The sequence below is a fragment of the Streptomyces sp. NPDC000345 genome (assembly GCF_042898825.1).
GTDB lineage: Bacteria > Actinomycetota > Actinomycetes > Streptomycetales > Streptomycetaceae > Streptomyces.
Window position 1 is genome coordinate 436,826 of sequence record NZ_JBIAZE010000001.1, and the last position, 18,242, is coordinate 455,067.

Annotated in this window: 16 protein-coding genes and 1 pseudogene; 11 read left to right on the forward strand and 6 right to left on the reverse strand. The window is 71.7% G+C overall.

Annotation, left to right across the window (positions count from 1 at the left end; genetic code table 11):
- Positions 1 to 131 precede the first annotated feature (131 nt).
- Both ACFY30_RS02030 and ACFY30_RS02035 read left to right on the forward strand, forming a co-directional pair.
- Positions 132 to 752 (forward strand): tetratricopeptide repeat protein, encoded by a 621-nt coding sequence (locus tag ACFY30_RS02030; RefSeq protein ID WP_390843252.1) that lies wholly within the window; start codon positions 132 to 134, stop codon positions 750 to 752.
- Positions 749 to 1,999, forward strand: a complete 1,251-nt coding sequence (locus ACFY30_RS02035; protein WP_390843253.1) for a glycosyltransferase 87 family protein — start codon at positions 749 to 751, stop codon at positions 1,997 to 1,999. Before ACFY30_RS02030 ends, ACFY30_RS02035 begins: the two co-directional genes overlap by 4 nt.
- Here the strand turns inward: ACFY30_RS02035 and ACFY30_RS02040 are convergent.
- Positions 1,965 to 2,954, reverse strand: a complete 990-nt coding sequence (locus ACFY30_RS02040) for a glycosyltransferase family 2 protein (RefSeq protein ID WP_390843254.1) — start codon at positions 2,952 to 2,954, stop codon at positions 1,965 to 1,967. The genes ACFY30_RS02035 and ACFY30_RS02040 overlap by 35 nt on opposite strands.
- A gap of 96 nt (positions 2,955 to 3,050) precedes the next feature.
- On the opposite strand from ACFY30_RS02040, the gene ACFY30_RS02045 reads away from it, so the two are divergent.
- Positions 3,051 to 3,530, forward strand: coding sequence for a GtrA family protein (locus tag ACFY30_RS02045; RefSeq protein ID WP_390843255.1), 480 nt, complete (start codon positions 3,051 to 3,053; stop codon positions 3,528 to 3,530).
- A gap of 152 nt (positions 3,531 to 3,682) precedes the next feature.
- Here the strand turns inward: ACFY30_RS02045 and ACFY30_RS02050 are convergent, their stop codons facing one another.
- Positions 3,683 to 5,503 carry a phosphoenolpyruvate carboxykinase (GTP) gene (locus ACFY30_RS02050; protein ID WP_390843256.1) on the reverse strand — a complete coding sequence of 607 codons (1,821 nt, stop codon included), beginning with the start codon at positions 5,501 to 5,503 and terminating at the stop codon, positions 3,683 to 3,685.
- A 341-nt stretch (positions 5,504 to 5,844) separates the two neighbouring features.
- Here ACFY30_RS02050 and ACFY30_RS02055 point away from each other — a divergent pair, with 341 nt between their 5' ends.
- From ACFY30_RS02055 to ACFY30_RS02075, 5 genes and pseudogenes are all read left to right on the forward strand, one after another.
- Positions 5,845 to 6,558 (forward strand): hemolysin III family protein, encoded by a 714-nt coding sequence (locus ACFY30_RS02055; RefSeq protein ID WP_390843257.1) that lies wholly within the window; start codon positions 5,845 to 5,847, stop codon positions 6,556 to 6,558.
- Positions 6,559 to 6,704: 146 nt separating this feature from the next.
- Positions 6,705 to 7,467 (forward strand): annotated as a pseudogene (locus ACFY30_RS02060) (MFS transporter); the annotation flags it as partial.
- A complete protein-coding gene (locus tag ACFY30_RS02065; protein WP_390843258.1) occupies positions 7,464 to 8,102 on the forward strand; it encodes a TetR/AcrR family transcriptional regulator in 639 nt (212 codons plus the stop codon). The pseudogene ACFY30_RS02060 and the gene ACFY30_RS02065, both read left to right, overlap by 4 nt.
- A gap of 33 nt (positions 8,103 to 8,135) precedes the next feature.
- Positions 8,136 to 8,867 (forward strand): Mut7-C RNAse domain-containing protein, encoded by a 732-nt coding sequence (locus tag ACFY30_RS02070; protein ID WP_390843259.1) that lies wholly within the window; start codon positions 8,136 to 8,138, stop codon positions 8,865 to 8,867.
- Positions 8,868 to 8,915: 48 nt separating this feature from the next.
- A complete protein-coding gene (locus ACFY30_RS02075; RefSeq protein ID WP_390843260.1) occupies positions 8,916 to 9,260 on the forward strand; it encodes a hypothetical protein in 345 nt (114 codons plus the stop codon).
- 32 nt (positions 9,261 to 9,292) lie between these two features.
- On the opposite strand, the gene ACFY30_RS02080 is transcribed toward ACFY30_RS02075, so the two are convergent.
- Complete coding sequence (locus tag ACFY30_RS02080; protein WP_390843261.1) at positions 9,293 to 11,326, reverse strand: thioredoxin domain-containing protein; 2,034 nt, start codon at positions 11,324 to 11,326, stop codon at positions 9,293 to 9,295.
- 279 nt (positions 11,327 to 11,605) lie between these two features.
- Between ACFY30_RS02080 and ACFY30_RS02085 the strand changes: the two genes are divergently transcribed.
- Complete coding sequence (locus tag ACFY30_RS02085) at positions 11,606 to 14,815, forward strand: tetratricopeptide repeat protein (RefSeq protein WP_390843262.1); 3,210 nt, start codon at positions 11,606 to 11,608, stop codon at positions 14,813 to 14,815.
- A gap of 153 nt (positions 14,816 to 14,968) precedes the next feature.
- Here ACFY30_RS02085 and ACFY30_RS02090 read toward each other — a convergent pair whose 3' ends face one another.
- Positions 14,969 to 15,232 carry a hypothetical protein gene (locus ACFY30_RS02090; protein WP_390658388.1) on the reverse strand — a complete coding sequence of 88 codons (264 nt, stop codon included), beginning with the start codon at positions 15,230 to 15,232 and terminating at the stop codon, positions 14,969 to 14,971.
- On the reverse strand, positions 15,225 to 16,085 hold the full coding sequence (gene mca, locus ACFY30_RS02095) for a mycothiol conjugate amidase Mca (RefSeq protein WP_390843675.1): 861 nt from the start codon (positions 16,083 to 16,085) through the stop codon (positions 15,225 to 15,227). Before mca ends, ACFY30_RS02090 begins: the two co-directional genes overlap by 8 nt.
- A gap of 135 nt (positions 16,086 to 16,220) precedes the next feature.
- Here mca and ACFY30_RS02100 point away from each other — a divergent pair, with 135 nt between their 5' ends.
- Together ACFY30_RS02100 and greA are read left to right on the forward strand one after the other, a co-directional pair.
- Positions 16,221 to 16,622 carry a DUF4307 domain-containing protein gene (locus ACFY30_RS02100; protein ID WP_390843263.1) on the forward strand — a complete coding sequence of 134 codons (402 nt, stop codon included), beginning with the start codon at positions 16,221 to 16,223 and terminating at the stop codon, positions 16,620 to 16,622.
- A gap of 212 nt (positions 16,623 to 16,834) precedes the next feature.
- Positions 16,835 to 17,335 carry a transcription elongation factor GreA gene (gene greA / locus ACFY30_RS02105; RefSeq protein WP_390658386.1) on the forward strand — a complete coding sequence of 167 codons (501 nt, stop codon included), beginning with the start codon at positions 16,835 to 16,837 and terminating at the stop codon, positions 17,333 to 17,335.
- 106 nt (positions 17,336 to 17,441) lie between these two features.
- Here greA and ACFY30_RS02110 read toward each other — a convergent pair whose 3' ends face one another.
- Complete coding sequence (locus ACFY30_RS02110) at positions 17,442 to 18,239, reverse strand: ABC transporter permease (RefSeq protein WP_390843676.1); 798 nt, start codon at positions 18,237 to 18,239, stop codon at positions 17,442 to 17,444.
- Between the last annotated feature and the right edge of the window lie 3 nt (positions 18,240 to 18,242).

Sequence of the window (18,242 nt, forward strand, 5' to 3'; positions counted from 1 at the left end):
GCGACGCGCGGACCGGGCGCCACCTTTCTGTCCGCCGGGCACCAGGTCCTGCTGCCTGCATTCGGGTGGACCGCGCCCCTCCCCGCCCGCCGCTCGTCCGCGGCGTGAGAACGGCCTCGTAACGTCATGGCGTGAAACGCGGGCGATTGTTGGTGGTGCTCTCCGGTGCGGCTGCCGCCGCCACCGGAGTGATGGCGTGGTCGGTGGTCGTCTGTTCGGCGGCGTTCCCGGAACCGGCGGCACGGCCCCCGGTGAAACGGCCCCCGACGGCCGACACCCTGCTGCGGACAGGACTCACGCTGCAGCAGAGCGCGGATCCCCAAGGGGCTTCGCGTCTCTACCGCAAGGTCCTCGCGCTGGACCCGGACAACGCGGTCGCCTGGTACAACCTGGGCGTCATCGCGCACGAGGACGGCCGGACCGCCGACGCCCGCGCCGCCTACGAGAAGACCCTGAAGATCGATCCGTCGTTCCAGGCGGCCCTCTTCAACGAGGCACTGCTGCTGAAGTCGAGCGACCCCGACCGCGCCATGGGACTCCTGGAACGCGCCGTCGGAGCCGATCCGCGGGCGGCCACGGCACATCTGCACCTCGGGGACCTCTGGGCGCGCAAGCATCGCGACGAGGAAGCGGCGGACGAGTTCCGCAGTGCCGTCGCGGCCGATCCCGCGCTCCTTTCCCAGGTGCCGGAGTCCTTCCGGGACGCCCTGCGCCCCGCACCCGAACCGAGCCCCGCAGGGAGTGCCGGATGACGACGACCGATCCGACGGTGCGGGCGCTGACCGTGTACACCACGGTGGCGGCGGCCCTCTCGGCCCGCATCTTCCTGACGCCCGGCACATCGGGCGACTACGTCATCTTCCTCGAGCCCTGGTACCGGCATCTGTCGGCCCACGGCGGGTTCCGCGCCCTCGCCGACCCGGGCTTCTCGGACTACAACGTCCCCTACCTGTACCTGCTGGCCGCGCTCACCTACCTGCCGCTGCCGGCGCTGGCCGGCATCAAGTGGCTCTCGGTCCTGTTCGACCTGGCGCTCGCGTACTACACCTTCCGGATCGTGACCCGGCTGCGTCCCGTCCCGTCCCGGGCCGGCTTCGGCGCGGCGGCCGTGGTGCTGTTCCTGCCCACCGTCGTCACCAACAGCGGATGGTGGGGCCAGTGCGACGCCGTCTACGCGGCCTTCCTGGTCGGCGGCGTCCATCATGTGCTGGGCCGCCGGCCGTGGTGGGCGTGCGCGTTCTTCGGGATCGCCCTGGCGTTCAAGTTCCAGGCCGTCTTCCTCTTCCCCTTCCTGCTCGTCCTGGTCCTGGTGGGGCGGGTGCCGTGGCGGAGCCTGCTCGCGGTCCCGGGCGCGTACCTCGCCCTCGACGTCCCGGCCCTGCTGCTCGGCGCCGACCCCTGGCGGCTGCTGACGGTCTACGCCCGGCAGACGGACACCTACCAGCTCCTGTCCCTCCAGGCGCCGTCCGTCTACGAGTTCGTGTCGGTGCCCGGTGACACCGGCCCGGTGCGCACCGCGGGGGTGCTGGCCGCGGGCGTGCTCGTGTCCCTCCTGACCGGACTGGCGGTGTGGTCCCTGCGCCGCGGCCGGTCCGGCGCGCCGGACGCCGCCCCCGGGGCTCCGGGGCTCACGGACACCCACGTCGTGCTGCTGGCCGCCTGTTCCGCGATCGTGGTGCCGTTCCTGCTGCCCTCGATGCACGAGCGGTACTTCTACGTCGCGGACGTGCTCAGCGTGGTGGCCGCGTTCGTCCTGCCCCGGCGGCTCTGGTACGTGCCGGTGCTGGTGCAGCTCGCCTCGTTCGGCAGCTATCTGAAGTGCAACTCCGCGGAGCTGGCCCCGTATCTGTCGATGCCCGCGCACAGCGCGCTGATGCTGCTGGCGTTGGTGGCCGTGCTCCGGACGACCGTCCGCGAGCTGTCCCGGGGCCCGCAGGCGCCGGCCGAAGCCGGCCGGCCGGCGGTCAGCCCGACCGCGGCCGCGCCGGCCCGGACCTGAGGGCGCTCGCCGGGGCGGACGCGCCGGTGTCGTCGGCGACGTAGTAGGTGGGACGCCGCTGCGCCGCGGTGTAGATACGGCCGATGTACTCACCGACCACGCCCAGGCAGATGAGCTGGACGGAGCCGACGAAGAGCACCGCGATGATCAGGGAGGTCCAGCCGCGGGTGGTGTCGCCCGCGGCGTACGCGGACAGGGTGTACGTGAGCATGCCGAGGCAGACGCAGAAGGCGAGCACACCGAGCCAGATCGCCAGCCGCAGCGGGGCGACGGAGAAGCCGATCACGCTGTCGACCGCCAGCAGGACCATCTTGCGCAGGGGGTACTTGGTGCGACCGGCGACGCGCGGGTCGCGGCGGTAGGCGACCTCGCCGCTGGGGAAGCCGAACCACGGCATGAGGAGCCGGTACACCTGCGGCTGGTCGGGCAGTGCCCTCAGGGCGTCGAGGGCGTTGCGCGACAGCAGCCGGAAGTCGCCGGCCTGGGCGGAGACATGGTTGCCGACCAGACGGCGCATCAGCCAGTAGTAGGCGGCGGCGGTACGGCGTTTGAAGCCGGTGTCGCTGGAGCGGTTGGCGCGTACGCCGTAGACGACGTCCAGGTGCCGGGAGCGGGCCAGGGCGAGCATCTCGGGGATCTTCTCCGGCGGGTCCTGGAGGTCGGCGTCGAGGCTCGCCGCGTAGTGACCTCGGGCGTGGTGCAGCCCGGCGGTCAGCGCGGCCTGGTGCCCGCTGTTGCGGCGCAGCCGCACCACCCGCAGCTGTGGCCAGCCGGCCCGCAGGTGTTCGAGTTGACCGACCGTCCCGTCGGTGGAACCGTCGTCCACGGCGACGACCTCGTACGTCTCCCCGGTTCCGTCCAGCACCGGCCGCAGCCGCTCCGCCAGAGCGGGCAGGGCCTCTTCCTCGTTGAACATCGGAATCACGACCGACAGCTCAACCGACGACTCGATCATGCGGTGATCCCAGCCCATCCGGAGCGGACGGGCACGACAGTGTGCCCGATTTGCTCACCTACGGTCATATTTGCTCACTTACCGTACAATGCTGGAATGGCTCAGCGCGCCCAGACACACGCACCCCGCTCCCCCGGGGTCACCCGGCAACTGCCGGTCTTCGCCGTCATCGGCGTGCTGTCCACCGTCGCCCATCTGGGTCTGTTCGCGGCGCTCCGGCCGCTCCTCGACGCGCAGCTCGCCAACCTGGTCGCCCTGCTGGTCACCGCGGTGGCGAACACCGCCGCCAACCGCCGGTTCACCTTCGGGGTGCGCGGCACGGAGGGGGCCGCCCGGCATCAGCTGCAGGGGCTGGTGGCCTTCGCCGCCGGGCTCGCGCTCAGCAGCGGCGCCCTGGCGCTGGCGCACCGGACGCTGTCGGACTCGGCGCACGTGGAGATCGGGGCGCTGATCGTGGCCAACGGCGCGGCGACGGTCCTGCGCTTCACACTGCTGCGGATGTGGGTGTTCCGCGGGGGCGGCCCGAGAACGGGCGAAGGCCTGTCGTCACCTCCTGTCGGGGCGGACAGGACGTGACGACAGGCCCATGATTCCGCACGCCGTTGTGCGAAACCTCGCCGGTCTGTGGTGCGGTTGGTGCTGTCACCGCGGCCGGCCGTGACGATGTCGCTGGTCAGGGTCGGCAGCCGGCCGCGGCGTCCGGGGAGGGTCCTTCGGACCCGGCGGGCTCAGCCCAGGCGCTGCACCAGTGCGCGGTACTCGTCCCACAGCTCCTTCGGGGTGTGGTCGCCGAAGGTGTTGAGGTGCTCGGGGACCAGGGCGGCCTCCTCGCGCCAGACCTCCTTGTCGACCGTGAGCAGGAACTCCAGGTCGGAGTCGGCCAGTTCCAGACCGGCCGTGTCGAGGGCCTCCTTCGTCGGCAGGATGCCGATCGGGGTCTCGACACCCTCGGCCTTGCCGTCCAGGCGCTCCACGATCCACTTCAGGACGCGGCTGTTCTCACCGAAGCCGGGCCAGACGAACTTGCCCTCGTCGTTCTTGCGGAACCAGTTGACGTAGTAGATCCTCGGCAGCTTCGTCCGGTCCTTGCCCTTGGCGACGTCGATCCAGTGGCCCATGTAGTCGCCCATGTTGTAGCCGCAGAACGGCAGCATGGCGAAGGGGTCGCGGCGCAGCTCGCCGACCTTGCCCTCGGCGGCGGCGGTCTTCTCGCTGGCCACGTTGGCGCCGAGGAACACGCCGTGGTTCCAGTCGAAGGACTCCGTCACCAGCGGGACCGCGCTGGCGCGCCGGCCGCCGAAGAGGATCGCCGAGATCGGCACACCCCTCGGGTCCTCCCACTCGGGCGCGATGATCGGGCACTGCGAGGCCGGGACGGTGAAGCGGGCGTTGGGGTGGGCCGCCGGGGTCCCGGAGGCCGGCGTCCAGTCGTTGCCCTTCCAGTCGGTGAGGTGGGCCGGGGTCTCCTCCGTCATGCCCTCCCACCAGATGTCGTTGTCGTCGGTGAGGGCGACGTTGGTGAAGACCGAGTTGCCCCACAGGGTCTTCATCGCGTTGGCGTTGGTGTGCTCACCGGTGCCGGGCGCGACGCCGAAGAAACCGGCCTCGGGGTTGATGGCGTAGAGCCGGCCGTCCTCGCCGAAGCGCATCCAGGCGATGTCGTCGCCGATCGTCTCCACCGTCCAGCCGGAGACGGTGGGTTCCAGCATCGCGAGGTTGGTCTTGCCGCAGGCGGAGGGGAAGGCGGCGGCGACGTACTTGGACTCGCCCTGCGGCGGGGTGAGCTTGAGGATCAGCATGTGCTCGGCCAGCCAGCCCTCGTCGCGGGCCATGACGGAGGCGATGCGCAGGGCGTAGCACTTCTTGCCGAGCAGGGCGTTGCCGCCGTAGCCGGAGCCGTAGGACCAGATCTCGCGGCTCTCGGGGAAGTGCGAGATGTACTTGGTGGAGTTGCACGGCCACGGGACGTCGGCCTGGCCCTCCTCCAGGGGGGCGCCGAGGGTGTGGACGGCCTTGACGAAGAACCCGTCGGAGCCCAGCTCGTCCAGGACCGGCCGGCCCATGCGCGTCATGGTGCGCATGGAGACCGCGACGTAGGCGGAGTCGGTGATCTCGACGCCGATCGCGGAGAGGTCCGAGCCGAGCGGGCCCATGCAGAACGGGACGACGTACATGGTGCGGCCGCGCATCGAGCCGCGGAAGACGCCCTTCTCACCGGCGAAGATCTCCCGCATCTCGGCGGGGGCCTTCCAGTGGTTGGTGGGGCCGGCGTCCTCCTCCTTCTCGGAGCAGATGAAGGTCCGGTCCTCGACCCGGGCGACATCGGTCGGGTCGGAAGCGGCGTAGTAGGAGTTGGGGCGCTTGATCGGGTCGAGGCGCTTGAAGGTGCCCTTCTCGACGAGCTCCCCGCACAGTCGCTCGTACTCGGCCTCGGACCCGTCACACCAGACCACACTGTCCGGCTGCGTCAGTTCGGCGATCTCGTTGACCCACGAGATCAGTTCCTGATGGTTGGTGGGGACGGTGGGAGCCGCGATGTCGCGCGCCACGATCGCTCCTAAATGAGGGGTTTTTTGTTGGAGGCCCCGTGGGGGCTGCGGCCCGGATGCTGCATCACGGGTTCGCCCTTGGCGCTCATCCGGTGCCGACCGCACTCATCTGATCATCCGACGCCCGCGCCCATCTGTCCAGACGGCGTCACAGGTGAGCAGAGTGAGGATCGCCACGCATAACCGCGCTTCTTTGCGTCCACTTGGTGTTCAGCAGAAGATCTTTTGAGATGAACCCGAAGCGGGTACCCGTGCACCGCCGTGAGACGATGGCCACTGCCGACCCCCGGAAGCAGCGGGACTGATCCGTAACTTACGGTTCCGTAGGTACCATGCAGGCCATGACTACGCCCGTCCCCGACGCGCCCACGGACACGCCGGCCGCCGGCCGAGGCCCCGTCGCGCTCTCCCTGCCCCACCCCGTCAAGCCCAAGCTCCGCGGCTGGCTGCACCTCGGCATGTTCCCGGCCGCGCTCATCGCCGGCCTGGTGCTGACCGCCCTCGCGGACTCCCCCCGGGGCCGCATCGCCTGCGGCATCTACGCACTCACCGCCTGCCTGCTGTTCGGCGTGAGCGCGCTCTACCACCGCGGCGACTGGAACGCGCGCATGGACGGCATCCTGCGCCGCCTCGACCACGCCAACATCTTCCTGATCATCGCGGGCACCTACACCCCGCTGACCCTGCTGCTCCTGCCGGACTCCAAGGGCCGGTGGCTGCTGTGGGGCATCTGGGGCGCGGCGCTCGCGGGCATCGCCTTCCGGGTCTTCTGGGTCGGCGCCCCGCGCTGGCTCTACACCCCCTGCTACATCGCGATGGGCTGGGCGGCCGTCTTCTTCCTCCCGGACTTCATGCGCACCGGCGGCATCGCGGTGCTGGTCCTGGTGATCGTCGGCGGGATCCTCTACAGCGCGGGCGGCGTGATCTACGGCATCAAGCGGCCGAACCCCTCACCGCGCTGGTTCGGCTTCCACGAGGTCTTCCACCTCCTCACGCTCGCCGCGTTCGTCGTCCACTACGTCGGCATCTCGCTGGTGGCGTACCAGCACGCGTAGTGTCGGTCTTCCGCCCCTTCTCCCGGCCACGGCTCTCCAGCCGTGGCCTTTTTCGCGCCCTCGGAAGGCCGGCGATTGACAGCCCCTGGATTTTGACAGTCACCTTCCTTTCACGGCTGCCGTCACGAACACTTCCGGGGCGGGCCGTCGCCCACCGCGGTTTCCTGTTCGACGCGGGCGCCGCGACGCCGGCGATGTTCGTGCTGTCCGGCCTGCTGTTCGTGCTGCCGCCCCACCTCCGGGCCGTCCTCGGCGACGACACCCTCGGCACCGGTGTTCGGCTGCTGCCGCTGGTGCTCGGTCCGTCGGGCGCCGCCCGGCTCGCCCCGACCGCCTCCCTCCGCTTCGGTGGGCGGGCCACGGTCGCCGCCGGCCTCGTGATCGTCTCCCTCGCCGCCCTGCCCGGCACCCGGACGACGGCCGGCTCCGGCTTCACCGCGCCGTGGCTCGCCGTGGCAGGCCTGGGCTCCGGAGTCGCTCTCGTCCCGTCCATGACCGGGGCGCTCATCACCCTCCCCGCCGACCGGGCGGGCAGCGGCTCCGGCCTGCTGATGCCCCTGCGTCAGGTCGGCGGCGCCATCGGCATCGCGCCCTGCTCGGCAGGCTGCGCGCGAGCACCTTCCGCGACCGTCTCGACGTCACCGGCCCGCCCGCCGGGGCCGCCGGCACCGCCGGGGACTCGGTGGCCGCCCCCCGTCTGATCGCCGACCGGGCGGGCTCGGCGCACTCGCCGCCTCCGCGAACGCCGCCCACGTGCACGGCATGACCCTGGTCCTGCTGGTCCGCGCGGTCGCCGCCCCGCCGCCGGCGCTGCTCGCGGCGGCCTTCCTGCCGGGAACGCCGACGGCGCGCCGCACCCGGAGCACCGGCTCCGACATGGCCCCGGCCGCGGCGGATGCCCGACAATGAACCACATGACGGCCGCACGCCCCGCCTCCCCCGCCGACCGCCCCCAGCTGGGTCTGCGTGAGCGCAAGAAGATCAAGACCCGCGAGGCGATCCGCACCGCGACCTACGCGCTGATCGGGGAACAGGGGTACGACGCCACGACGATCGACCAGATCGCCGAGCGCGCCGAAGTGTCGCCGTCGACCGTCTTCCGGTACTTCCCGACCAAGGAGGACATCGTCCTCACCGACGAGTGGGACCCGGTCCTCGTGGCGGAACTACGGGCCCGGCCGGCCGACGAGCCGTGGCCCGACAGCGTCCGCCACGTGATGCTGAAGGCGGTCCGCCCGGGCATCGAGGACGACCCGGAGGTGGCGCGGCTGCGCACCCGTGTGATGGTCCAGGTCCCCGCGGTGCGCTCGCGGATGATGGAGAGCATGTCGGTCACCGGCCGTATGTTCGGTGAGGTGATCGGCGAGCGCACCGGTCTGGACCCCGAGAGCCTGGAGGTCCGGGTGTACACGATGTCGCTCATGGGCGGACTGATGCAGGCGTCCATCTACTGGGCCGAGCACGGCCACCGGGACGACTTCGCGACCCTCCTCGATCGCACGCTCGACGTCCTGGAGCACGGACTGCCCAGCAAAAACCCCTGAGCCCGGCCCCCTCCGCCATGCCATCCTGACCAGGTGAACGCACCCGAGATCCTCGTCGAAGTCGCCCCCGAGCTGGCGGTGTTCGTCCCGCACGCCCGGCGTACCGGGACCCACCCCCTCGCCGTCGACGGCGTCTCCACCCTCGGCCATGTCGTCGAATCCCTCGGCGTCCCGCTGACGGAGGTCGGCGCCCTCCTCGTGGACGGCCACGAGGCCCCGGTCTCCCACATCCCCTCCAACGGCGAGTCGGTGGCCGTCCGCCCGGTCGCCCGCCCCCAGCAGGTCCCCGGCGCTCCCCTGCGCTTCCTCCTCGACGTCCACCTCGGCACCCTCGCCCGCCGGCTGCGCCTGCTCGGCGTGGACACGGCCTACGAGTCGACGGACATCGGCGATCCGGCCCTGGCCGCCCGTTCGGCCGCCGAGCAGCGGGTCATGCTCAGCCGCGACCGGGGCCTGCTGCGCCGCCGCGAACTGTGGGCCGGCGCCTTCGTCTACAGCACCCGCCCCGAGGACCAGCTCCGGGACATCCTCGACCGATTCCGCCCCGACCTGCGCCCCTGGAGCCGCTGCACCGCCTGCAACGGCCTGCTGCACGCGGCCACCAAGGACGAGGTCGCCGACCAGCTGGAGCACGGCACCCACCGCTCGTACGACGTCTTCGCCCGGTGCGAGTCCTGCGGCCGCGCGTACTGGAAGGGCGCGCACCACGAACAGCTGGAGGCCATCGTCGAGGACGCCCTGAGCATGCGTGCGCAGGGAAACTGAGTACGACGGCGCATCACCCGGAGCCCCGCCGCGCGGTGGGATGGAGCCATGAACACCACCGCGCCGCAGCAGGTCACCCTCACACCCCGGCAGAAGGACCGCTACCTCACCGGCTGGGCCGTGGCCGGACTCCTCTCCCTCCTGCCGACCGTCGCCCTCGCCTGGCTGGCCGTGCTGGCCACCGAGCGCGGCAGCCGCTGCCTGACCTACGGCGAACAGTGCTCGTCGGTCCCCGGCACCGTCCTGTACGGCGTGTTCTGGCTGTCCGTGCTGGCCGGTGTGGCCGCACTGGTGTGGCCCCGAGCCCGCTGGACGTACGCGAGGCTCGGCGCCGTGCTGGTGCAGTGGGGTGCTCAGCTCACGCTGGGCGCGATGATCCTCAGCGGCGCCTGAGATCCTTCCCGCCGCGGATCGGAAAGTGCGTTTCAGCCGCCCAGCGCGATCCGAAGCCGTTCAGAATCGGTCGTCGGCGCGTCGCAGGTGAAGTTACGGCAGACGTATGCCGTCGGTTCCCCGCCGCTCAGCGGACGGCCGGCGAGCAACGGGAACTCGTCGCTCCCGGCGGTGCCGAAGGCGACGACCGCTCCGGGCGCGGTGCCGAGCAGCGCCGTACGCAGCAAGGTCCTCGCGGCGGGCTCGTCGAACCCCGCCGCCACGACGGCGACTTCACGCGGCCCGTCGAGCAGCGCCTCGGCGACGGCGAGCCCCCAGCCGATGAAACGGGGCACCCGCGGCCCCAGAGCCTTGACGACACCGAGGGCCTTCTCGGCGGCGGCGCGGTGCGGCTCTGAGCCGGTGTGGGCGGCGTACCCGAGCAGTGCGCCGGCGGCGGCCGTCCACCCGGAGGGAACGGCGTTGTCGGTCGGGTCCTGCGGCCTGCGGATCAGCCGCTCGGCATCGGCGGCCGTGTCGTACAGCACCCCGGACCCCGGGTCGGCGAACCGCGCGAGAACGTGGTCCAGCAGGAAACCGGCGAACTCCAGCCACACCCCCTCCCCCGTGACCGAGGCCAGCGCGAGGAACCCCTCGGCCACGTCGGCGTAGTCCTCCAGCACCCCGGCGTTGGCCCCGGCCCGCCCGTCCCTGCTGGTGCGGGAGAGCCGGGCCTGCTCGTCGAGATGCAGGCGTACGAGGAGATCGGCGGCGCCGACGGCCGCCTCCACCAGATCGGGGCGGTCGAAATAGGCACCGGTCTCGGCGAGCGCGGCGACGGCCAGCCCGTTCCAGGCGGCGACGACCTTGTCGTCCCGGCCGGGTGCGGGACGCCGGGCGCGGGCGTCGAGGAGCCGCCGCCTGATGCCGGCGATCTTCTCGGCGTCGAAGACGCTGTCCTGCTGCGGCAGCTGGAGGACGGAGGCGCCCTCCTCGAAGGTGCCCTCCTCGGTCACCCCGAAGTAGTGGGCCGCGAGCCGGGCGTCCTCCTCGCCCAGCGCCTCGGTCAGCTGCTCGGGCGTCCACACGTAGTACGCGCCCTCGACGTGCTTCCCGGTCCCGTCGTCGCTGTCGGCGTCGAGCGCGGAGGCGAACCCGCCCTCAGCGGTCCGCAGTTCCCGCACCATGAAGTCGGCGGTCTCCAGAGCGACACGCCGGGCGAGCTCGGAGCCGGTGGCGCGCCAGAGATGGGCGTACACCCGGCACAACAGGGCGTTGTCGTACAGCATCTTCTCGAAGTGCGGCACCGTCCAGTCCCGGTCGACGGAGTACCGGGCGAAGCCGCCGCCGAGCTGGTCGTAGATCCCGCCCCGCGCCATCCGCTCGCAGGTGTCCTGGGCCATCTGCAGGGCACCCTCGGCCCCGGTCCGCGCGTGATGCCGCAGCAGGAACTCGACCACCATCGACGGCGGGAACTTCGGCGCCCCGCCGAACCCGCCCCGCTGCGGGTCGTACTCCCGCGTCAGCCCGAGCAGCGCCTGCGACAACTCCTGCTCCCCCGGCGCCCGGCCGTCCCCGAAGGAGATCTCCCGCTCCGCCAGGTCCCGCACGATCTTCCCGGCGACCTCGGCGACCTCCTCCCGCCGGTCGGCCCAGGCCTGCCGGACCCCCTCCAGCACCTGCCGGAAGGAGGGCATGCCATGGCGGGGGGCGGGCGGGAAGTACGTACCGAAGTAGAAGGGCTCGGCGTCGGGCGTCAGGAACACGGTCATGGGCCAGCCCCCCTGCCCGGTGGCGGCCTGCACGGCCTCCATGTACACGGCGTCCACGTCGGGACGTTCTTCGCGGTCGACCTTGACGCTCACGAAGTGCGCGTTGAGATCGTCGGCGGTGGCCCGGTCCTCGAAGGACTCCCGAGCCATGACATGGCACCAGTGACAGCTGCTGTACCCCACGCTGAGCAGCACCGGCACGCCCCTGCGGCGCGCCTCCTCGAAGGCCTCTTCCGACCAGGGCCACCAGTCGACGGGGTTGTCGGCGTGCTGGAGGAGGTAGGGGGATGTCTCATGGGCCAGTCGGTTCGCCATGGAGTCCATCCTGCCGCAGTACCCCGCTCGTCACGAGGCAGACGTCGCCCGGACGGCGACCTCGGACGTCGCGGTGACCCGCGCGCCGGGTCCGCCGTCCCTTTGCGGCCCGCGCACCGGGCCCCGGCGGCCGACCGGCCCCCCCCCGAGGGGGATTCCCGCCCCGCGAAGCACCGTGCCGCTCCAGGCCGATCGGTGCCCGTACGCCCCCTCGCGCCCCGGAGCCGCCCGCCGCACACTTGACCGACGAAAGCTGAGACCGCTCGAGGGGGACGGAACATGCGGGACAGCCATAGAGCGGAAGCCGAGCGGTTGTTGGCGCGGGCCGTGGAGGAGGAGGTGCGGCGGTCCGGCGGGCGGACCGACCGGCAGGTGCTGATGACGCGGGCGCGTGGGGCGCTGGACGCGATGGCGCAGACGGCCGCCGAGGAGTACGAGGCCTATGCTCGGGCCCTGGACGCGCGGGAGGCCGGGCGGGTCAGCTTCGCGCAGCGGTATGCGCGTGAGGCCGGGGGGCGGACTCCGTTGCTGGTGGCGGGTGTTGCCGCCGTGACGACCGCCGTCGCCGATCTCGCGCTCGGCACCGGCCCCGGCACGGCCCTCGGGGCCGGCGTCACCGTCGGCGTGGTCGGGGCCGCGGCCACCGTGGTGAAGGTGGCGGGATCGCATCTGCCGGCCGCGCATCACCACGCCGGTGAGGCCGGACAGCCCGGCGGCGCCGAGCAGTTGCGGCTGCAGTGGCTGACGGCGCTGGAGGTACGGGGGATCCGCCCGTTCCTCGACGAGCAACGGGTGCTGAGCGCGACGACCGGGCCTCGGCCGAAGAAGGCGCCGGGCCCGCAGTTGAAGGGCGCGGACAAGAGCGCGGCGGCGCGCGGGCGGACCGTGCTGGACCAGTCGTTCGGCCAACTTCCGGCGCCCGTCGGCCCGTTCGCGGGACGGCGGGCGGAGCTGGCGCAGATCCGGCAGTGGGTACAGGCGGCCCGGGCGAGCACGCGGACCAGGCCCACGGTCGTCGTCCTGCACGGCCCGCCCGGCAGCGGCCGCAGCACCCTCGCGGTGCGGGCCGCGCACGACCTGCGGGACCAGTTCCGCGGCGCGTGCGTCGTCGATCTGCGCGGCGACGGCGCGGAGGGGGCCCCGCTGCCCACCCGGGACGCCCTGCTGCACCTGCTGAACCGGCTCGGCGCCCCCCGTGAACAGCTCCTCTTCCGTGAGCGCTCCTCACCCGACCAGCAGGTCAAACGTCTCGCCGACCTCTACTACCAGCATCTCGCAGGACTGCCGGTCACGGTGATCCTGGACGACGCCTCCGACCCGGAACAGGTGCGCGTGCTCGTCCCGGAACGCTCCGACAGTCTGGTCCTGGTCACCTCCCGGGTCCCGCTGGAACTGCCCGCCGAGCTGTCCGCGTGGGTGCACCGGCTCCCGGTGGGGCCCCTGGAGGCGGCGGGCGCGGAGGAACTGCTGAGCGCGGCCGCACAGGACGCGTCAGGGCCGTACGACGCCGAATCCGCCGACCGCATACGGGAGCTGTGCGGCGGCCTGCCCCTGGCCCTGCGCGTCGCCGGCTCCGCGCTGGGCCCGCGCTCACCTCGCGGACTGGCGACGGCCCTGGAGGCGTACGGCCCCGTGGAGCCCGTCGAGCGCGCGCTGTGGCTGCGCTACACCGACCAGCCCGAGGGCACCCGCCGGCTGCTGCGGCGCCTCGCGCTGGCCGGGCGGGCCTCGCTGGGCGCGGCCGCGGCCGCCGCGCTCCTGGCCACCGACCGCGGGGAGGCGGCCCGGCATCTCGCGGCGCTCGCCGACGCGGGTCTGGTCGACCGGGTCCGCGGCGACCGCTACCGCCTGCACGACCTGGTCCGCGCCTTCGCCCAGGCCCGGCTGCTGGACGAGGAGGACCAGACGGAGCTGACGGCGGCCCAGGAACGGCTGATCGTCAGCTACGCCGAGCTCGCCGACTCGGTGCTGCGGCTGGTCGACGGCAACATGTCGACCCGCTCGGACCGTTTCACCCCGCACGGCTTCACGTCCCTGGACGAGGCGCTGCGCTGGCTGGACGACGAGTCGAGTTTCATCACCGCGACCCTGCGCCAGGCGGAGGGTGTGCACGAGACGGCCGTGCTGAGTCTGCTGGGTGCGCTGTGCGACTACTGCCTGCTGCGCGGTGACCTCTACCGCCTCGGTGAGATCAGCGAGCTGGCCCAGTCGGCCGGTGAGGACCTGCTGGTGCGGTCCGTGCAGTGGCGTACCGGCATCGCGGCCCGCCAGCTGGGCGAGCTGGACAAGGCCCGCACGACGCTGAGCTCGGTGGTCGACCTCTACCTCCGGGCCCATCACGACGCGGGCGCGGCCCGTGCCCTGTGTTCGCTGGGCATCACCCTGCACCACCAGGGCCATCTCACGGAGGCGGCGGCGAAACTGCGGGAGGCGATGGATCTGCAGTCCGCGCCCGAGCTGGCGACGGACCGCGCCTGGACGATGCACGCGCTGGCGGCGGTGGAGCGGGACCGGGCCCGTCTCGGCGAGGCCCTGGACCTGCTGAATCGGTCCCTCGTGCTGCACCGCGAGGGTGGTTCCGTGCACGGCGAGGCCTGGGCCCACTTCCAGCTCGGCCAGCTGAACCTGCGCCGCGGCGACGTCCCCGCCGCGGAGACCGACCTGCGCCGCGCCCTCGAGCTCTACGGCCGTACCCGCGACGCCCGCGGCGAGGCCTGGGCCCTGACCCAGCTGGCCCGCGCCCGCATGATCGCCGGTGATCCGTCCCCGGCGGTGGAGGGGCTGCGCGCGGCGGCCGCCCGGCACCGCGGCAACGAGGACGCCCGCGGCGAGGCCTGGAGCGTGTACTACCTGGGTCTCGCCCTGGAGGAGACCGGTGACCTGGACACGTCCGTCCGCGAACTGGAACGGTCCCGCTCCCTCTTCTCCCGCATGCGCGACGTCTACGGCCTGGCCTGCGCCCGCCACCACTCGGCCCGGGTCACGAGGGACCAGCGGGCGGCCCAGACCGGCTCGCTGCGCAACTCCGGTTTCGCCCGGCAGCTCCTCGTCGACGCCCGGGCCGACTTCCAGCGCATCGGTGTCGCGCACGGCGAGGCGTGGACCTGCCTGGAACTGGCGATCGTCGAGGCGGGCAACGCCCGCCCCCAGCAGGCCCTGGCCCTGTGCGACGAGGCGGCGGGACTGTTCTCCTCCTACGGCGACCGCCGCGGCGAGGACTGGGCCCGCTTCCTGCGCTGCACCCTCCTGCCGTACGCCGCGCCGGGCGGGGTGGAGGCCGGCACGGCCGTCGCCCAGGAGGAACTGGCCCAGCTGAGCCGCTCCACGCACCCCCTGCGGGACACCAAGCTCTCCGAGTGCATCGAGGCGTACGCCGTGCTGCTGGAGCGGGGCGTACGGCCGGAGGCGGGCTGGCAGGCCTGGCGCCTGGGGCTGGTACCGGGCCGGCACGAGCGGGAGGTGATGGGGGTGGCGGTGGACCAGGGGTAGGCGCGCGGGCGGCAGCCGCGCGCAGGCCGCAGGCGCGGGCGGCGCCGGGGGGGTGTGCCCGGGCGGGCGCCGAGTGGGGTGTGCCGGGCACGGGGTGGGGTGTGCCGGAGAGCATGCCCGGGGACGTGCCCCACCCCTGCCTCGGTGGTCCGCTCAGCCCTTCGCCGGGGAGGCCTTCCCCGTGGTGCCGGAGGCGGGGGACGAGGAGGGGGACTCCTCGCCGTCCGGTGCCTCCTGGAAGTCGACCTTGCCCATGTGCTTGTTCATCGACTTCATCAGGGCCCACACCGCCAGTGCCATCGCCGCGAAGACGATGAAGCCGAGGACGCCGGGGGTGACCTTGTTCTCGTCGACCTCCTTGGCGAGGGGGACGAGGTGCGTCATTGCCAGGCTCACGCTTGCGCTCATGTCAGGCATTGTCGCGGATGCCCGCAAAGAGGTCGTCCTCGGGGATGGAGGTATCGACGAGAGCCTTCGCGAGCTCGTACTCCTCGGTCGGCCAGACCTCCTTCTGGATCTCCATCGGCACCCGGAACCACCCGCCGTCGGGGTCGATCTGCGTGGCGTGTGCGATCAGCGCCTTGTCACGGATCTCGAAGTAGTCGGCGCACGGGATGTGCGTGGTGAGCGTGCGCTCCTTCTGACCGAACTCGTCCCAGCGCTTGAGCCACTCCCCGTAGGGGGACTCCAGGCCGCGGTCGAGCATCGCCCGGTGCAGCGCCTCGGTGCGGGGGCGGTTGAAGCCCTGGTTGTAGTACAGCTTCTGCGGCCGGTACGCGGGCCCGAACTCGTCCTCGGGGTACTTCTCGGTGTCGTCCGCGCCCTCGAAGGCCACCATCGAGATCTTGTGGGTCATGATGTGGTCGGGGTGCGGGTAACCGCCGTTCTCGTCATAGGTGGTGATCACCTGGGGACGGAAGGAGCGGATCTGCTTCACCAGCTCGCCGGCCGCCTTGTCGACGTCCTCCAGGGCGAAGCAGCCCTCGGGCAGCGGCGGCAGCGGGTCGCCCTCGGGCAGGCCGGAGTCGACGAAGCCGAGCCACTCCTGCTTGACGCCCAGGATCTCCCGGGCCTCGTCCATCTCCTTCTTGCGTACCTCGTGGATGTGCTCCTCGATGTACTTGTCGCCCTGAAGCTTGGGATTGAGGATGGAGCCGCGCTCCCCGCCCGTGCAGGTCACCACCAGCACGTCCACCCCCTCGGACACGTACTTCGCCATGGTGGCCGCGCCCTTGCTCGACTCGTCGTCGGGGTGCGCGTGCACGGCCATCAGTCGCAGCTGGTCAGTCAAGACTCAATCCTCGGTAAGTCGGCGCCCGTGTGAACCGGCGCGATCGCAGGCTTCTATAGTGACCGAATCGGGGGGCGAATAATTCCAGGGCCCTGGCCTGCCGAGAGGACGATCATGAGTACGGCGAGCACCCGAGTGCCCGAGGGCCGCTACGGCCGTGCCTCGGACGAGCGTGCCGACCGCACCCTGAAGATCGCCGGCGTCGTGTTCGGCGCGATCCTGCTCGTGGTGGTGGGCTACTTCGCCTATCACTACGTCGGCGAGAACAAGATCAGCGCCGAGGTGATCACCTTCGAGGCGGCCTCGGACAACACGGTGCAGGTCCACCTGGAGGTCCGCAAGGACGCGGGTGCGAGCGGTTACTGCACGGTGCGCTCACAGGCGGCCGACGGCGCCGAGGTGGGCCGGGCGGACTTCCGCTTCTCCGGGTCGGACACCCGCATCGACAAGACGGTCACGCTCCGCACGACGGCGAAGGGCACGACGGCCGAGCTGCTGGGCTGCCATGCGGACTGACGCCGCCGGGCCGGGCGCCCTGCCCGCTGCCCCGCGGCCCGCTCCACCCTCGGCAATGCGTAGGCGCTGACCTGCGCTGACGCAATTCTGGTGGCTTATGTCCTCCCCCTTTGCCCGCTGAATTGTTAGGCTCGTGGTTTCGCCCATCCCCTGGGGAACATGCTTGTGGGTAGGGCGATGCTTTGTATTCCCAGTACCGACGAGGAGCACCTGTGACCCAGACCAGCGAGTCCGTCACCTGGCTTACCCAGGAGGCGTACAACAAGCTCAAGGACGAGCTTGAGTACCTTACTGGTCCTGCGCGCACGGAGATCGCCGCCAAGATCGCGGCCGCGCGCGAGGAGGGCGACCTGCGCGAGAACGGCGGGTACCACGCGGCCAAGGAGGAGCAGGGCAAGCAGGAGCTCCGCGTGCGCCAGCTGACCCAGCTTCTCGAGAACGCCAAGGTCGGCGAGGCACCGGCCTCCGCGGACGGTGCGGTCGCGCCCGGCATGGTCGTGACGATCGCCTTCGACGGTGACGAGGACGACACCATGACGTTCCTGCTCGCCTCGCGCGAGTACGCGAGCGCCGACATCGAGACCTACTCGCCGCAGTCCCCGCTGGGCACCGGCGTGATCGGTCACAAGGTCGGCGAGGACGCGGAGTACGAGCTGCCGAACGGCAAGAAGGCCTCCGTGCGCATCCTCAAGGCCGAGCCCTACAGCGGCTGACCGGCCCCTTCCCGGCCTCCACGGCTCCCGGACGTTTCCGGACGAGCCCCCGGCGCCCCGTGACGCCGGGGGCTTCGTCATGCCCGCCCCTCGCCGTGCCGGCCCGTCACGCCGTCGCCGAGCGGTACTTGCGGACCGCGAGCGTGCGGAAGATCGCGACGATCACCACCGAGTAGATGAGCGAGGCCCAAACGGGGTGGGCCATCGGCCACGCGTCGGAGGGGGAGACGCCCGGGTCGCCGAAGAGCTTGCGGCAGGCCTGGACGGTGGCGCTGAACGGGTTCCACTCGGCGATCGGTTGGAGCCAGGACGCCATCTGCGAGGAGTCCACGAACGCGTTGGATATGAAGGTCACCGGGAAGAGCCATATCAGCCCGCCGGAGGTGGCCGCCTCAGGAGTACGGACCGTCAGGCCGATGAGAGCGCCGATCCAGGTGAAGGCGTAGCCGAGGAACAGCAGCAGGCCGAAGCCGGCCATGACCCTGGCGAAGTTGGTGGGCTCCGCGGAGCCGGGTCGCCAGCCGACCAGGAGGGCGACGGCCGCCAGGACGAGAAGGGTGAGCGCGGTCTGCACGAGGTCGGCCATGGTGCGGCCGGTGAGTACCGCGCCGCGTGCCATGGGCAGGGCGCGGAAGCGGTCTATCAGGCCCTTGTGCATGTCGTCGGCTATGCCGGCACCGGCACCGGCGGTGGCGAAGGTGACGGTCTGCGCGAAGATGCCGGCCATCAGGAAGTTCTTGTAGACGTCCGGGTCGGTGGAGCCGCCGATGTTCATCGAGCCGCCGAAGACGTACGTGAAGAGGACCACGAACATGATCGGCTGGATCAGCCCGAAAATAACCATCTCAGGAATCCGGCTCATGCGAATCAGGTTCCTGCGGGCGATGACCAGGGAGTCGTTCATGGC

Coding starts and splice junctions, on each gene's coding strand:
- ACFY30_RS02045 (WP_390843255.1), top strand. CDS start 3,051: ATGGCTCAGCGCGCCCAGACACACGCACCCCGCTCCCCCGGGGTCACC.
- mca (WP_390843675.1), bottom strand. CDS start 16,085: ATGGCCGTGCACGCGCACCCCGACGACGAGTCGAGCAAGGGCGCGGCC.
- ACFY30_RS02075 (WP_390843260.1), top strand. CDS start 8,916: ATGAACACCACCGCGCCGCAGCAGGTCACCCTCACACCCCGGCAGAAG.
- ACFY30_RS02040 (WP_390843254.1), bottom strand. CDS start 2,954: ATGATCGAGTCGTCGGTTGAGCTGTCGGTCGTGATTCCGATGTTCAAC.
- ACFY30_RS02080 (WP_390843261.1), bottom strand. CDS start 11,326: ATGGCGAACCGACTGGCCCATGAGACATCCCCCTACCTCCTCCAGCAC.
- ACFY30_RS02110 (WP_390843676.1), bottom strand. CDS start 18,239: ATGAACGACTCCCTGGTCATCGCCCGCAGGAACCTGATTCGCATGAGC.
- ACFY30_RS02100 (WP_390843263.1), top strand. CDS start 16,221: ATGAGTACGGCGAGCACCCGAGTGCCCGAGGGCCGCTACGGCCGTGCC.
- ACFY30_RS02090 (WP_390658388.1), bottom strand. CDS start 15,232: ATGCCTGACATGAGCGCAAGCGTGAGCCTGGCAATGACGCACCTCGTC.
- ACFY30_RS02065 (WP_390843258.1), top strand. CDS start 7,464: ATGAACCACATGACGGCCGCACGCCCCGCCTCCCCCGCCGACCGCCCC.
- ACFY30_RS02055 (WP_390843257.1), top strand. CDS start 5,845: ATGACTACGCCCGTCCCCGACGCGCCCACGGACACGCCGGCCGCCGGC.
- ACFY30_RS02035 (WP_390843253.1), top strand. CDS start 749: ATGACGACGACCGATCCGACGGTGCGGGCGCTGACCGTGTACACCACG.
- ACFY30_RS02085 (WP_390843262.1), top strand. CDS start 11,606: ATGCGGGACAGCCATAGAGCGGAAGCCGAGCGGTTGTTGGCGCGGGCC.